The organism is Streptomyces sp. NPDC020362, assembly GCF_040642095.1.
Lineage (GTDB): Bacteria > Actinomycetota > Actinomycetes > Streptomycetales > Streptomycetaceae > Streptomyces.
Genome location: NZ_JBFAET010000102.1, coordinates 17,695 through 31,999 on the forward strand (window position 1 = coordinate 17,695; position 14,305 = coordinate 31,999).

The 14,305-nt window shown below is 70.9% G+C and carries 16 protein-coding genes; 9 read left to right on the forward strand and 7 right to left on the reverse strand.

All coding sequences use genetic code 11. The features are described from left to right. Positions 1-31 precede the first annotated feature (31 nt). The 6 genes from AB0H32_RS29330 to AB0H32_RS29355 all read left to right on the forward strand — a co-directional run bounded on the left by AB0H32_RS29330 (position 32) and on the right by AB0H32_RS29355 (position 5,927). Positions 32-514, forward strand: coding sequence for a hypothetical protein (locus AB0H32_RS29330; RefSeq protein WP_361126340.1), 483 nt, complete (start codon positions 32-34; stop codon positions 512-514). A gap of 48 nt (positions 515-562) precedes the next feature. Then, entirely contained in the window at positions 563-2,551 is a 1,989-nt protein-coding gene (locus tag AB0H32_RS29335) for a hypothetical protein (RefSeq protein WP_361126342.1), read from the forward strand. Next, the gene (locus AB0H32_RS29340) at positions 2,548-2,937 is read left to right on the forward strand and encodes a hypothetical protein (RefSeq protein ID WP_361126345.1); all 390 of its coding nucleotides are present in this window, start codon (positions 2,548-2,550) and stop codon (positions 2,935-2,937) included. The genes AB0H32_RS29335 and AB0H32_RS29340 overlap by 4 nt, the downstream gene beginning before the upstream one ends. Beyond that, positions 2,934-3,569 carry a hypothetical protein gene (locus AB0H32_RS29345; protein WP_361126348.1) on the forward strand — a complete coding sequence of 212 codons (636 nt, stop codon included), beginning with the start codon at positions 2,934-2,936 and terminating at the stop codon, positions 3,567-3,569. Before AB0H32_RS29340 ends, AB0H32_RS29345 begins: the two co-directional genes overlap by 4 nt. Before the next feature lie 190 nt (positions 3,570-3,759). After that, positions 3,760-5,325 (forward strand): AAA family ATPase, encoded by a 1,566-nt coding sequence (locus AB0H32_RS29350; protein ID WP_361126351.1) that lies wholly within the window; start codon positions 3,760-3,762, stop codon positions 5,323-5,325. 68 nt (positions 5,326-5,393) lie between these two features. After that, complete coding sequence (locus AB0H32_RS29355; RefSeq protein ID WP_361126354.1) at positions 5,394-5,927, forward strand: hypothetical protein; 534 nt, start codon at positions 5,394-5,396, stop codon at positions 5,925-5,927. A gap of 45 nt (positions 5,928-5,972) precedes the next feature. On the opposite strand, the gene AB0H32_RS29360 is transcribed toward AB0H32_RS29355, so the two are convergent. The 3 genes from AB0H32_RS29360 to AB0H32_RS29370 form a co-directional block, all read right to left on the reverse strand. Further along, positions 5,973-7,331 (reverse strand): M14 family metallopeptidase, encoded by a 1,359-nt coding sequence (locus AB0H32_RS29360; RefSeq protein WP_361126357.1) that lies wholly within the window; start codon positions 7,329-7,331, stop codon positions 5,973-5,975. Between the two features lie 202 nt (positions 7,332-7,533). Then, entirely contained in the window at positions 7,534-8,358 is an 825-nt protein-coding gene (locus AB0H32_RS29365) for a hypothetical protein (protein ID WP_361126360.1), read from the reverse strand. Between the two features lie 9 nt (positions 8,359-8,367). Further along, on the reverse strand, positions 8,368-9,708 hold the full coding sequence (locus tag AB0H32_RS29370) for a DUF1266 domain-containing protein (protein ID WP_361126363.1): 1,341 nt from the start codon (positions 9,706-9,708) through the stop codon (positions 8,368-8,370). Positions 9,709-9,977: 269 nt separating this feature from the next. Between AB0H32_RS29370 and AB0H32_RS29375 the strand changes: the two genes are divergently transcribed. Next, complete coding sequence (locus tag AB0H32_RS29375) at positions 9,978-10,682, forward strand: hypothetical protein (protein ID WP_361126366.1); 705 nt, start codon at positions 9,978-9,980, stop codon at positions 10,680-10,682. An 88-nt stretch (positions 10,683-10,770) separates the two neighbouring features. Here the strand turns inward: AB0H32_RS29375 and AB0H32_RS29380 are convergent, their stop codons facing one another. The 4 genes from AB0H32_RS29380 to AB0H32_RS29395 all read right to left on the reverse strand — a co-directional run bounded on the left by AB0H32_RS29380 (position 10,771) and on the right by AB0H32_RS29395 (position 13,001). Beyond that, entirely contained in the window at positions 10,771-11,421 is a 651-nt protein-coding gene (locus tag AB0H32_RS29380) for an HAD family hydrolase (protein WP_361126369.1), read from the reverse strand. Between the two features lie 163 nt (positions 11,422-11,584). Further along, a complete protein-coding gene (locus tag AB0H32_RS29385) occupies positions 11,585-11,863 on the reverse strand; it encodes a ribosomal protein L7/L12 (protein WP_361126372.1) in 279 nt (92 codons plus the stop codon). 77 nt (positions 11,864-11,940) lie between these two features. Continuing rightward, positions 11,941-12,141 (reverse strand): DUF397 domain-containing protein, encoded by a 201-nt coding sequence (locus AB0H32_RS29390; RefSeq protein WP_361126375.1) that lies wholly within the window; start codon positions 12,139-12,141, stop codon positions 11,941-11,943. A gap of 8 nt (positions 12,142-12,149) precedes the next feature. Beyond that, positions 12,150-13,001, reverse strand: a complete 852-nt coding sequence (locus AB0H32_RS29395; protein WP_361126378.1) for a helix-turn-helix transcriptional regulator — start codon at positions 12,999-13,001, stop codon at positions 12,150-12,152. A 202-nt stretch (positions 13,002-13,203) separates the two neighbouring features. On the opposite strand from AB0H32_RS29395, the gene AB0H32_RS29400 reads away from it, so the two are divergent. Both AB0H32_RS29400 and AB0H32_RS29405 read left to right on the forward strand, forming a co-directional pair. Continuing rightward, positions 13,204-13,614, forward strand: coding sequence for an ATP-binding protein (locus AB0H32_RS29400; protein WP_361126381.1), 411 nt, complete (start codon positions 13,204-13,206; stop codon positions 13,612-13,614). Continuing rightward, positions 13,614-14,305, forward strand: a 692-nt coding sequence (locus AB0H32_RS29405; RefSeq protein WP_361126384.1) for a hypothetical protein, incomplete at its 3' end; no start/stop codon positions are given. The genes AB0H32_RS29400 and AB0H32_RS29405, both read left to right, overlap by 1 nt.

Sequence of the window (14,305 nt, forward strand, 5' to 3'; positions counted from 1 at the left end):
CTGCTCACCACCCATGACTCTCGGGGGGCACATGGGGAACACCGAACGGCCGCGCCGTATCGTGCGGCCGGCACAGCAGGGCCTGGGCCCTCAGCCGGGCCTGGGCGCCCAGCGGGCCTCCGCGCCCGCGAACCCGGCACCCGGCGTGGTCCGCCGCGAGCTGTACACACCGCGCTCCCGCAAGCTGCTGGACGCGGTCGGCCGGCTCGACGCCGGGCTCGACGAGCAGGCCTGCCGCTCACTGGCCGAATGGCTCCGCGAGCAGTACACGACGGCCTACGGCTCGGTCCCGCTCGGCTACGTCGCCCGCTGCTACCTGGGCCCGCCCTACGTCGACCACCAGCTCAGCCTCCTCGGCGTCATCGTCCGGCACTTCTCCGCCGCCGAGCCGATGCCCGAGCCGTTCTCGGCCGCCCGCATGCTCGCCCGCTCCGGCGGCTACGCCTGCGTCGAGGTCTACGACGACGGCCTGATCCTCCCCGTTCTGGACGACGGCACCGTCGTCCGCCCCTGATCCCCGACCCCCGCCCGCTCACCCCGCAGCACTCGAACGGAGTTCCGCATGTCCGAGGTCGACCTCGCGCTGCACCGCAAGGTGCAGGAAGTCAGCAACCTCGTCATCAGACTCAGCGAACAGGTCGGCTCAGTCTCCGGCCAGGTCTCCACCGTCGAGGCCAACCAGAACCAGACCCGCACCGAACTCCAGCAGCTGCGCGACGAGTTCCTCGCCTTCGTCCGACAGGCCGAGGCCACCGCCAACGTGCAGCGCGCCGAGACCCGCATCGGGGCCATCGAGGACAAGATCGACCACGAGTTCGGCCACCACAAGACGGTCCGCCGCACCGCCGTCGGCATGCTCCAGGCCTTCGACGTCGGCCTGGTGTCGGAGGACAACGTCCGGATGGTCAGCGACCAGCTGATGATCCAGACCCCGCGCTACTGGCTCGCCCCCGCCCTGGTCGCCCTCGCCTCCTGGTCCGCGGACGACCGCACCCTGTGCGACCGCGCCGTGGACGAGGCCTTCCGCCGCTCGCCCGACCGCACCTCCCTCTTCTTCGCGCTCGTCCTGCGCCGCCAGGGCCGCTCCGAGGCGGCGGTGCGCTGGCTGCGGCACTACCTCCTCGCCCAGGACCCGGCCGCGCTCGGCCGCGAGTTCGCGGTCATCCTGGAGGCCATCGCCCAGGGCGCCTTCGGACCGGTCGGCCGTGAGCTGCTGGACCGCACCCTGGCCGAGTGGCGCGCCCAGCTGATGGACAGCGCCGACGCCCAGGCCAGGCAGGTCCGGCGCTGGCGCGACGAGCTGGAGTCCCTGCGCGGACCGTCCCAGGCCGCCGAGTTCCCGCGGCTGTCCGCCCTGTCCCCGCAGTGGGTCACCCTCGACGGCGTGCTCTCCTCCGCGCGCGGCCAGCAGCCCGTGCTGGACAAGTACAAGGCCGTCATGGACCGCGAGTTCCAGCCGTCCGAGCGCATCGAGGACGCCGTCGACGACATCCTCGACCGGCTCGTCTCCGAGTACGACAACGAGGAGCTGCCGCTCCGCCGCGACCTCGCCTTCAACCAGGCCGTGGTCGACCAGGACGGCGACCTCACCGCCGCCCGGAAGTCCGCCGACGCGGACTCCGCGTCGTACGAGGAGACCCTCGACTACCTGACCGTGCAGACCACGGCCGCGCTCAACCCGCAGGCCATCGGCACCTCGCCGGCCACCCAGCGGCTGTCCGTGGCCGCCTGCCACGAGTGGTTCCAGCAGGCGCACGCCGCCCACACCCGCGACTACCGGGCCGCCGTGCCGCAGGACGTCCAGGCCCAGTTCGCCACCACCCACACGGTCGGCTCCCAGCTCTTCCAGCTGCCCACCTGGGTCGGCTCGTTCACCCAGCCGCTGGCGGCCCTGGAGAAGTCGCTGAGCGACCACTGGGACCACTACACGCGCCCGTTCCTGGACGCGCTCGCCTTCCCGTGGCTGAAGAAGGCGGCCCCGCTGGTCGGTGTCGTCGCGGCGATCCTCCTCTTCCTGGTGGGCAGCTGGCCCGTCTTCGCGCTCGGTGCCGCGGCGATCGTCGCCCTCGTCTGGGGCCTGATCCTGCGCAACCAGGCCCAGACGGCGGCCCGCGCCCAGGCCGCGGCCCGCGAACTGCTGGAGCGGGCCAGGACGGAGTCCCTGCACCAGCTGCGCGGCGCCTCCGCCGAACTCACCGACTGGTACGAGAAGTTCACGGCGGCCGACCGGGCGGAGGCCAAGGTGCGGGAGCTGATCGCCACGCTGCCGACGGCGGGCGGCGCCGCGTCCCCGTTCGAGGGGCGCACGGTGCGCAGGCAGGACGCGGCCGATCCGGCGCCCGGGGAGCGAACGGCGCCCGAGCAGCAGGCCGCCTGGCAGACAGTGCCCGAGCCCCGGCCCGCGAAGGGGGCCCCGTCCGGGGCGAAGGGGCCCGCGTCCGGGGCGAAGGAGGCTTCGTCCGAGGCGATGAAGAACCCGCCCCAGCCGAAGGAGACCTCGCCCCAGCCGAAGGAGACCTCGCCCGAGCCCCAGGAGGACAGCGCCCGATGAGCACCCCGCCGCCGCCCGCCCACCAGCCCGACCCGACGTCGTCGGCGCCCGCATCCGCGCGCTCCTGGGCCGCGACTGGGCAGCCCGCGACCTCACCGCCCGCCCAGGGAGCCGCTTCGGCCCCCTGGGCCGCCGCCCCGCAGCCCGCCGGCACGGCCCCGCAGCCCGTCGGCAGCGGCGGTGGCACGGCCCAGCAGCCCGCCGCCTCCCCCTGGGCCGCCTCCGCCGACGCCGGCCGCGCCCAGTCCTCCCCGTGGGCCGCGCAGCGCCGCCCGCAGCAGGAAAGGATCACCAGCAGGCTCCGCAAGGTCGTGGAGGGGCTGCCCGACTGGGAGCCGCTGCCGCCCGGCGAGACCCTCGTACGCCGGCCCGGCAGCACCGCATGAGCGGCCTGTGGGGCGACGGCGGCCCCTACCAGGCCTGGGTCGCCTTCCTGCGCCGCTGGGCGGCCATGGAACCGGTCGACCCGGCGAGCCTGCCCGCCCTCCCCGAGGAGCAGTGGGACGGCGACACCTGGGCACGGCTGGGCGAGCACCTCGGCGCCGCCCTGGGCACCCGGCTCACCACCTGGGCCGACCACCTGGTGCGCGCCCTGAACGAGGCCCGGGACGAGTTCTCGTACGGCCGTGAACTCGCCCAGGCCCGCACCGGCCTGCACACGGTCCGGGCCCTGGCCGCCCACCCCGGTCTCCCGGAGGACCTGCGCACGATGCTCACCGAGATCGTCGACGGGCAGATCACCCAGGTGCAGGGCCAGCTGGAGCAGAGCCTGGACGACGAGGCCCGGCGCGGCGCCGACCCCCGGCTCGTGGAGCGCCGCCGCCGCACCCTGCGGGACAACGCGCTGACCGCGACGCTCGGGGGACGGCCGCCCGGCATGCCGTACCCCGGCGGCCCCCCGACCTCCGGCGGTACCCCGTCCCCCGGCGGTACCCCGTCCTCCGGCGGCCCCCCGACCTCCGGCGCCTGGTCGTACGATCCGGCGGCCCCGCCGAGACGGCGCATCGTGCCCGGGTGAGGCGACCGACCGAGGAGCAGCGCTCCTGAGGTGACGGACCGAGGAGCAGCGCTTCTGAGGTGACGGACCGAGGAGCAGCGCTTCTGAGGTGACCGACCGAGGAGCAGCGCTTCTGAGGTGACCGACCGAGGAGCGCCTCGCCGCCGCCCCGCCGCCCGCACCCCACCCTCGCAGAAGGCCCGAACCCCGAATGTCGAACTACGCCGAGAGCCTCAGCCACCTCGACAGCTACATCTCCGCCCGCGTCCCGGTCATCGCGATGCGCACCATCGAACAGCAGCGCGCCCTGCGCCTGCTGCGCGAGGCGGCCACCCAGTCCCGGCGCAGCAGCATGCCGTTCTGGATCTACACCCGGGCGACCGGCCTGCGCGACCTGCGCAGCAACGCCGCCGTGCAGGACGACCGTTCGCTCGCCGGGGCGATGGACTTCGCCGCCGCCCAGTTCGGCAGCCGCGCCAACGCCACCGTCGTCTTCGTCGACCCCGACGAACTCGAATCGGACACCCCGGTCACCCGCCACTTCGCCGAACTGGCGCGCCTCGCCGACAGCAACATGGGCAGCATCGTCCTGATCACGGACACCCCCATCTGGAGCGGCCTGCAGCGCCTCGGCATGAGCCTGCGCCTGGACCTGCCGGACTCCGAGGAGATGTACGGCATCCTCAGCGGCTTCCTCGGCGACCACCACGGCCACATCCCCATCGAGTGGACCGAGGAGGACGCCCGCCGCGCCGCCGAGTTCCTGAGCGGTGTCACCGAGGCCGAGTGCGTCAACCTCATGGCGACCATCGCCGCCAAGGGCGCCATCCGCCGCGAGGACGTCCTCGGCCTCGCCCAGGCCAAGGACCGCATCTTCAGCGACCTCACCGGCCTGGAACGGGTCCACCTCAAGCAGAGCGACTACGCCATCGGCGGCCTGACAGGCCTGCGGACCTGGCTGGAACGCAAGCACGACATGATCTCCCGCGACCTGCGCCACACCGCCCTGCGCCCGCCCCGGGGCGTCCTGCTGGTCGGCGTCCCCGGCTGCGGAAAGTCCCTGTCGGCCAAGGCGATCGCCCACGACTGGCAACTGCCCCTCTACCGCCTCGACATGGCGAGCATCCACGGCAAGTACCTCGGTGAGTCCGAGGGCCGCTTCCGCGAGGCGCTCGCCATGGCCGACCGGGTCGCCCCGTGCGTCCTGTGGATCGACGAGATCGAGAAGGGCCTCGCGGGCCGTGACGACATGTCCGGCGTACCGCAGCGCATCATCGGCCAGTTCCTGTACTGGCTCCAGGAGTCCCAGTCCCGCGCGTTCGTCGTGGCGACGGCCAACGACATCCGCAGCCTGCCGCCGGAGCTGCTCCGCAAGGGACGCTTCGACGAACTCTTCTTCGTGGACCTGCCCGACGCCCAGGACCGCAAGGAGATCATCCGCATCTACCACCACCGCTACCTCCAGGCCCACCCCGAACCCGAGCAGCTCGACCGCCTCGTCGACCTCTCCGAGGGCTTCGCCGGCTCCGACCTGGAGGCCGCGCTGCACGACGTGGGCGAGGAGGCGGTGCGCCGCGGCGGCTTCGACCGGCTGAAGGACTCCTACGTCATGGACACCTTCGCCCAGGTGCGCCCGCTCAGCGTCAGCAACCCCGAGCAGATCGAGGAGATCCGGGCCTGGGGCCGCGAGCGCGCGGTCCCGGCGGGGCGGGCCGCGGTGACGCCCGTACCGGGGGACGGGGGCAGGACCCGCCGCATCGTCTTCATGGACGAGTGACCAGGGCCAACCCGAGTGTCGGGCGGTCCGACTGGTTCCGGCACAGCAATGTCGTCCATACTGCCGCCGTGGACCAGCGCATAGGATCGAGCAGCAAGCCCGTCGAGGGCGAGCCCGTCACGGGCGCAGGATTCGACCCGGCCTTCATCCCGGGGCTCACCGCGCCCGTGCGCGGCGAGCCGGAGGACGCGAAGCCGACGGCGGAGTCCGAGGGAGGGCCGGAGCCTGCCGAGGAGCCGGAGGCACCGGCGGCCGAGGCACCGGCGGAGCCGGAGGCCGATGAGGCCGCGGAGGCCGAGGAGGAGGCACCGGAGGGCGGCCCCGTCTTCGAGGCCGCCGACCGCCGGGCGAAGTTCGTCGCCGACCACCGCGGGCTCCGTCTCAGCCTGGACGAGGAGAACTGCGAGTTCCGCTGGGACGAGATCGCCGCGGTCGAGACGGAGTCCCCCCGCTTCGGCAAGCGTTTCACCATCACGGTGCACACCCCTGACCGCCGCTGGTACCCGATCGAGATCGAGGCGACGGCCAGGGCGCGCTTCAAGGAGTGGGAGGACCAGCTGGACGCCGTGCTGGACGCGTACTTCGAAGAAGGCTCGGACTAGGGGGCGCGGGGCTGTGGCGATGTGCGGCTGCGCCGCGGGGCGCACCTAGCTGCAGTACTGGTCCGCCTTCCCGATCGACCTGTACATGCAGTCCGCGTTCTCCAGCAGTTGCAGCACCGCGTCCCTGTTCCGCGAGGTCTCCCGCTCGATGACTTCATCGGGCGGGTAGAACCCACCCTCGAACGCGGACGTCGGATACATCTCGAAGGTGTAGTCGAAGATCTTCTGTGTGCCCCACAGATAGTCGTCGATCGAACCGTCGGTGATGTACAGATCGCTCGACTGCTCGGGCGTGTACCCGTTGCTGGCGGCCATCTTCTGCCCCACGGCCTTGAACGCGGCGGCGTCGTCCGCGCTCATCCCGGTCGCCGTGTCCGCGTACGTCCACCCGAACGGCCACAGCACCAGCTCGCTGTAGGTGTGGAAGTCGATCCCGGCCTTGATCTGCTGCTTGCCCCCGACGACCCGGCTGCGCACGAAGTCGGCGACGACCTTCACCTCGGGCGCGGACTCGGCGGCGGAACCACGGTAGGTCTCCGACGACTTCGAGCCGGACGAGCCACCGCAGCAGCCCCACTTGTAGTCCCAGTTCCGGTTGAGGTCGGTCCCGACGGCCGAGGAACCGGAGTTGGGCTGCCGGTTCTTGCGCCACGACCGGTACGACCCGGTGGCGATGTCGTACTCCCCGCCGTCCGGATTCAGATCCGGGACGATCCAGATCTCCCGGCTGTTGACCATGTTGGTGATCCGCGGGTCGGACCCGTACCCGGCGCCCAGCTCCCGCAGCAGATACAGCGCCATCTCGACGGTCAGATGCTCACGCGCGTGCTGGTGTGCGGTGAAGAGCACCTCGGGCTCGTCCTCGTCGGTGCCCACGTTGTCGCTGACCTTGATGGCGACGATGTCCCGCCCCTGGTACGACTTGCCGATCACCCGCTTGCTCATGATGTTCGGGTAGGCGGCCAGGCGCTGGTCGATCTCGGCGTTCATCTCGGCGTAGTTGTGGTACTTCGAGTCGGCGCTGGGGAAGTCGTACAGCCGCGGATCACCGAGGTCGCGGGACGAGCGGCCGGGCACCGCCCCGAGGGGCGTGACGTCGTACCCGAGCCGGCGCAGCGCGCGTATCTGCTCGGCGCGCCCGGAGACGACGACGGTCTCCTCGTCGGCCTCGTCGACGGTGACGCCGGCCCGCTGGAGGGCCGTACGGGTCACGGGAGTCGTGCTCCGCTGGATCTCGTACTGCCGGATGTCCTCGCCGGAGGAGGGGCCCTTGCGGGCACTGTCGGCGGTGGCGTGGGTGGCCGTTGCCGACACGGGGGCGGCGAGCGCGAGGGCCAGCAGCGCGCCGAGGGCAGCGGTACGTCTGCCGCCGCGCGCGCCGGAGCCGCGGATGCGAAGTCGCATGAATTCTCCTTGGGTCTCCAGGAATTCCGGGGTCGCCGAGGGCTCGCCCGGACGTGGGGAGTGGAGCTGGGGGAGCTGGGGGGTGTTTCAGTGCGACGGTGCGGATGCGTGCCCATGGTGAAGCCTTGGCATGACCGGGTCAAGGATGTTCAAAGGGGCACCGTCGGGAAATGGCCGCGGCTGCTCGCCTTTCGGCCGGATCTCAGCGACGGGCGGGCCGGAGCCGCTCGACGCGGTCGAGGTCGGCGGAGAGCAGGTCCTCGTGGCTGATCGCGAAGTCCCCGTTGGGCAGGGTCCGCCCCGGAGGGTAGTGCCGGCCCACGACGGCGTCGGGAAGAAACGCCCGCAGGCTGTGGCGCATGGACCGCGGGTGGTCGACGGGGACGCCCCAGCCGGACGGGCCCTCGTCGGTGGAGAACAGGACCCAGTGATCCACGGGGACGTCCGCGTCCAGGTCCGGCGGACCTCCCGTGTGACTGTCCAGCGCGGGCAGGACCAGCCGGTCGGGGTCCAGGGGCGGGTACCAGACCAACAGGGGCCTGGCGCGCTGCGCATCGGCGTTGTCGAAGCAGCAGAGGGCGATGGTGTGGTCGGGGAAGGCTTCGGCGTAGAAGCGCAGCAGATCGGGGTGGAGAGCGGGGCGCCGATGGGGCGGCACCCGGTGCAGCGCGGCGGGGACGAGAGTGGGATCGGAGGCGAGGAGCACGGTGTAGACGTCGTGCTCGAAGACCTGGACGGGCTGCGGATCCGCCCCCATCCAGGCGATGCCGTCGTCCTCGGCGCCGGCGGCCCCGACCGCGGCGACCATGCGCTGCAGGACGTCACCGCTGCGCCCGGCGGAGACGAACTGCCCGTGACCGAGCTGCCGTGTGGGCAGATGCAGCAGCATGGCGTTCGGACCGTCGGCCAGATTGACGGCGGTGTTCTGGTACCCCACGACATGGATGAGGCCGTGCTCGGGGTGGTGCTGGCGCCCGCAGTAGAGGATCGTGCCGGAGAACCGAGCCTCACCCGTCGAGATGCACATGACCGCGCCTCACTTGAAGGGAACGGTGAGCCAGGGGCTTTCGGGGTCGGACATCAGGATCCCGTGCAGGTCGACCATGTCCGTGTACCACTCCCCGAACTCCTCGTCGTCGAAGTGCAGACAGCGCCCGAGGATGTACCCGGCGGCGAAGTCCTGCCAGGACTTGTACGACCGCGCGGAGGCCCGGCCCGCCTGGACGACGGCCGACTCGGCCTCCTTCAGCGAGCAGTACCGCGAGCCCAGCCCCCAGCGGGCCATCCCGGAGGCCCGCCCGAAGTTCCAGGCGTCCACGGAACTGACGAACCGGTTCCCCTCCAGGATCCCGTCGGCCCGGAAGCGTGCCTCGTACCGGGTGATGCGCCCGACGAGATGCTGCACGCCCTTGATCCGCGCCTCGGTCTCCGCCTCCGGGGCGCCGGGAGTGGTGGTGACCCCGTCCGGGGTGATGACGGTCTCGCCGCCCGAACGGGCCCGCAGCACCCGGGCGACCGCGTCACGCCAGTAGGCGGTGTCGACATGGCCGCCGAAGTCCCGGGCGATGGTGCGGCGCAGTCCTAGGGCGAACTCCCAGACGGGGTTGGCGCCGTCGGGATCGAGCAGGGCGGTCTGCTGCTCCTGCCACTCCTCGCGGCTGGTGACGCCCCACCACTCCTGAAGGGTCTCGCGCTCCCCCCGATAGCCGTTGCCGTGATACGCCATGGCGTTCCACGGAAACCCGTACCGCACGACCAGCAGCGCACCGCAGGCCAGCCCCTGAGCGACCTGCCCCTTGAGGGGCCCGCCGAACCGGAGCGTGCGCACCCTCGCGCGGTTCAGCGGACCCTGCGCCTCGTACTGCGCCCACGCGGCGGAGTGCGGTGGAGCGGAAGGCAGGAATGCCTCGCACGGACTGCCCGGATTGACCACGATCATGGGCGGATCGCTCGGCTCCCACACCCGGGCGAACCACCCGAGGCGCTGCCAGCTGAGCACCCGGTGCGGGTCCGGCACGGGCAGCATGCCCTCCGTGTAAACGGCCCAGATCCGTCCGCCGGCGACCCGGGGATCGTGCCCGAAGACGGGAATCGTCTTGCCCGGTTCGGCGTCCGCCCCGTCGCGCCGTATCTCGAAGTACAGACGGCTGTCCGCGAGAATGTCGAAGTAGGCTGCCCAGTCCTCGCGGGACTTGGCCTCGTAGAGGGCCTCTTCGACGGAGCTCGGCGCGGTCCAGGCGGGGGGAGCCGGGGCGGGCGGGGCCGACGGGGGAGTGGTCGCGGCCGGCGGAGTCGACGGGGGCGGGCTGGAGCCCGCCGGATTCGAAGAGGGCGGCGTCGCAGGCCCGAACCCTGCGGGTGGGGGACCGAACGACATGTTTGCCCTTTTCAACTTATGGCCGACTGAGGCAACTTGACTTGTGTGGTCATGTTATGGGTTGCGGGCGTGGTGACCTCAGCGGGGTGGTGTGTCCACGACAGCGGTGATGACGGACCCTCCGTCACATGGTCCATGCCTCGTGACGGCATTGTCCGGAGTCCGTGACACAGGATGTTCTGGTAGTGCGGAGCGAGCCGAAGCGTTGTTACGGTCCCGACCGGTGTGCGGCCGACAGGGCCGCCCGCGAACAGGGGGGACGTCCCGACATGCATGCTCATCGCCTCAGACCCGCCGTCATCGCGCTCGCTGCCGCCGCACTGGCCGCCGCGCTCACCGGATGCCAGGGAGACGGCTCCGCCGCCGGCGCCGACGGCTCGCCGAGCGCCATTGCCACCACGGCGAGCAAGGCACCGGGCACGTCCGACGGGGGCAAGGGCGGGGACACGGGGAGCACCGCAGGCACCGGTGGCACGGGAGGCACAGGAGGCTCGGGGGCCACTGCTCCCGCATCGCCGGGTGCGGCCGGTGGTGCCGGAACGCCCGCGGCGAAGCCCGCCTCCAAGCCCGCCGGTTCGACCAAGACCACGGCACCGGCCACCGACTGCGCCACCAAGGCGCCGGACCCGGACCATGTCGACCCCGACGAGATCGCCGTCTACCGCGTCGAGGAACTCCCCGCGAGCACGGGGAAGGTGAACCTCGTCATCCAGCACGGGGCGTGGGGATGCCCCGGCAAGGACGCCGACGGCAAGCCGTTCGTCGTCACCGGCGAGGACGCCCGCTGGGCCCTCGACCAGGCCGCGTACGTCACCGCCACCAACCCCGTCGTCGCGAGCAGCAAGAACCAGCGCATCGGCGTCCAGGAACTGATCGACTGGATCAAGGCGCACCCCGACTCCGGCCTGGTGTTCAAGTACGGGACGGGCGACGACGGCGCGATCCACAGCCTGGAGCAGGTGTACACGCCGTAGCCGCCATCCGGCCCCGTATACAGGGTGGCCTGTTCGAGGGCACCCTGTCGGTGGAGGGTCCGGCACACGGGCTGGGAGCGGGAACCGGCTACTGCCCGGTGATGAGGGCAGGCAGTTTGCGCATGTCGTGGAAGACGGTGGTGCCGGGGCCTTCGAGGCGTTCGGCCGGGGTGAGGCCGCCGGCGTACCCGAAGGCGCGCATACCGGCCGCGCGAGCGGCCAGGACGCCGGGCCGGCTGTCCTCGACCACCACGCAGGCAGTGGGGGCGACCCCCATCTGCCGGGCGGCATGCAGGAACAGATCCGGGGCGGGCTTGCCGCGGGCGACTTCGGAGGCACTGAAGATGCGGCCCGCGAAGTGGTCGTAGAGCCCGGTGCGACCGAGCGTGTGGCGCATCTTGTCGTGGGAGCCGCTGGAGGCCACGCAGGTCGGCAAGGTCAGTGCGTCGAGTGCCTCGGGCAGCCCGTCGACCGGGGCGAGATCGGCGTCCACGGCCTCACGGTGAAGCTGCTCGAACCGCTCCGACCAGATCGCGGCGGTCTCCTCCCCGAGCCGGGCGGCGACCTGTTCGCGGATGGCCGCGTGCGACCGCCCGATGAACCGCTCGACGACCTCCTCCTCGGTGAGGGGCCAGCCCAGCTCCGCGCCGAGGGAGACCTGGACGCGGGCGGCGATGCGTTCGCTGTTGACGAGGACGCCGTCGCAGTCGAATATGACGAGTTCCACCGGATTGATCATCAGGGCAGCCTAGAAGGTTGCCCGAGCACGCCGATGATCTTTCGGGGATGTTCGGCGAGCCGTCCGCGTACGAAGCGGGCGAGGGCCGGCCGACGAGCCGTCTGCGTGGGGCGGGCGAGGACCGGTGAGCCGTCTGCGTGGGGTGGGCGACGCCCGCTGAGCCCTAACCGAGGCGTTCGACGGCTTCCTTGGCTTCCTTCAGGCCGGCGCCGGTGGCCTCCCGGTACACCTTGATCGCCTGAATCTTCTTCCCCTCGCGCACGAGGGCGTTCACCTCGTCCATTCGCGGGAGCTCCTCGCGCAGGTCCATGTGCTGAATGATCAGGTCGAGCTTGCGCTCGACGCGCGCGAGGCGCTCATCGGCCCGCGTGAACCGGCTCACGGTGCTGAGGGCGAGGCCGAGCACGGCCAGGGCGAGAGCGGCGAAACCGAGTATGTCCATGCCCGTGATCTTAGAAGCGCGCGCCTATGCAGGTGACGTGGACACGCTCGCATTCCGCTTGCGTGTCGGTCGTCGGCTCACAACCTCGTGGGAGGAGTCTCCTTCAATGCCTCGATGAAGGGGACGAAGGACGAGGCGAGGAAGGCGAGGGTGGCTCTGGCGGGGGCCTTGGAGTCGCGGACGGCTATGTGGGTGTCCAGGTCCGCGACTTCGACACAGTCGTTGCCCTCGCCTCCGCCCGAGAAGGACGACTTCTTCCACGAGGTGGGGGTGATCATGCTGGTCCTCACAGCTCCTTGGCCAACTGGTGGATGAGGTCACGTGACTGCTGCGGAGGCAGTGCCTCTTCCTTAACCCTACGGAAGAGCTTTCGAAAGTGCTCCAGTTGTGCTTGGGAATCGACGAAGGCCGTGCCGTGCGGAGCATCGCGCACGACGGTATCCAGACGTGGGACCGTGCCACCCAGGTGCACCATGGTGCTTCCGGCTCCTGCGAAGTCGTCCACGGTGAACGGGATGACCCCAACCGTGACGTGGTCGGCCTCGGACATCTCCAGGATGCGGGTCAACTGAGCCCGGGTCGCGGCGCGCCCGGCCACGTTGATCCGAAGAGCCGCCTCGTGGATCACGGTCTCGTACGGGATGGGGTCCGGGCCTTCGATGACGACCCTCCGTTTCATCCTGTGCTCCACCCGGAGTCCCACCTCGCTGCTCGGGAACTCCGGGTTCATGTAGGCGAAGAGAGCCTGGGCGTAGTCCTCCGTCTGGAAGAGCCCTGGCACGTGGATGACCGCCACGTCGTGGCGGAACCTCGCGTGATGATCCAGCTCGGCGAGGTCCTGGTATGCGGCCGGGAGGACGCCCCGGTACTCCTCCCACCAGCCCCGGGTGCGATCGGTCGCCATGGCTGCCAGGGCGCCGATCAACTCCTCTTCCGAGCAGGCATAGTTGGCGGCAAGTCGTCGCACGCGCTGCTCGCTCACTCCTGCGATTCCGGATTCCATCTGGCTCATCTGGACGGAGGTCACCCCGAGCAGGCCGGCCGCCTCGGTGGCTTTCAGCCCGGCGGCTTCGCGGAGTCTGCGGAGTTCTGTCCCCAGGCGCACCTGACGTGCTGTGGGGTGCCGTCGTGCTGGCACGGCGTCCTTCTTTCCTCAACGGATCTGATGAGGTGACTCGTTCGGGGTCAGATTACGCGACCCGGTTGCTGCGAATGAAATTTATGCCCTACCGTCGGTGACGCACTGAACACGCAGCGGAAGTGCACCGCACTGTCCTGTCACGACGGGCGCGGCAATGCCACCGCAGGCGAACTCCCCTTCATTTGACCGGAGTTGACGCATGCTCGAAACCTGGGACTACACCCTCTACATCCCCAACGACCTGAGGGCGGTCACGGTCTGTCGCCGGACTCTGCGCGTGATCCTGACCCTGCACGGGTTGACCGGGTTGGTGGATACGGCGGAGCTGCTGGCGGCGGAGTTGGTCTCGAACGCGGTGCGGCACACGAAGGGGCCGGCTGCGCTGAGGGTGCGCCGTTCCCTGGAGGGGGTGGTGTGGATCGGGGCGTGGGACACGGATCCGGAGCCACCACAGCCGCCGCAACCGCTGGCGTCGACGGGGGAGCCGGAGGAGGCGGGGCGGGGATTGGGGCTGGTGGTGGCCTGTGCGGACTACTGGGGGTGGCAGCCGTCGGCCCGCTTCGGAAACCGGGGCAAGTACGTGTGGTGCGAACTGACGGGGGCGGCGTGATGGTGGGCCAGTCGCACGAGGCGCTGCACCGGATCTTCCAGAAGGACCCGGCGCTGCTGACGCGGGCGTTACAGAAGGTGCTGCATGTCCCGTTCCCGGAACCCCGCGAGATCGCGGCGCTGAACGTGGACCTGACGGAGATCGAGCCGGTCGAACGCCGCGTGGACACGCTGCTGCGTGCGGAGACGGACGAGGGCATGTACCTGCTGGTGGTGGAGTCGCAGGGGAAAGCGGACGACCGCAAGCGCGGCAGCTGGCCCTACTACCTCTCCTACCTGTACGAGAAGTACCGCTGCGAACCGGTACTCATCGTGATCACACAGAGCAGCGCGACGGCCCGGTGGGCGTCGCGGCCCATCCAGCTCGGCTTCCCCGGCTGGTACTCCCTGACGGTTCGGCCGCTCGTGCTCGGTCCCGACAACGTGCCGGTGATCGCGGACGAGCGGCAGGCGGAGCGGGACGTACCCCTTGCGGTGCTCTCGGCGATGACACACGGGCGCGGGCCGGGGGCCGCCGCCATACTGGAATCGCTGGCATCCGCCTTGCGGACCATCGACCCCGACAGTGCCGCGGTCTTCGTGCAGTTCGTCGACTCATGCCTGGCCGACCCCCAGGCGAAGCAGATGTGGAGGGACCTGATGACGGCGATCCAGTACTTCTGGCGACACCCGCTCGCAGAGCAGGTACGCGA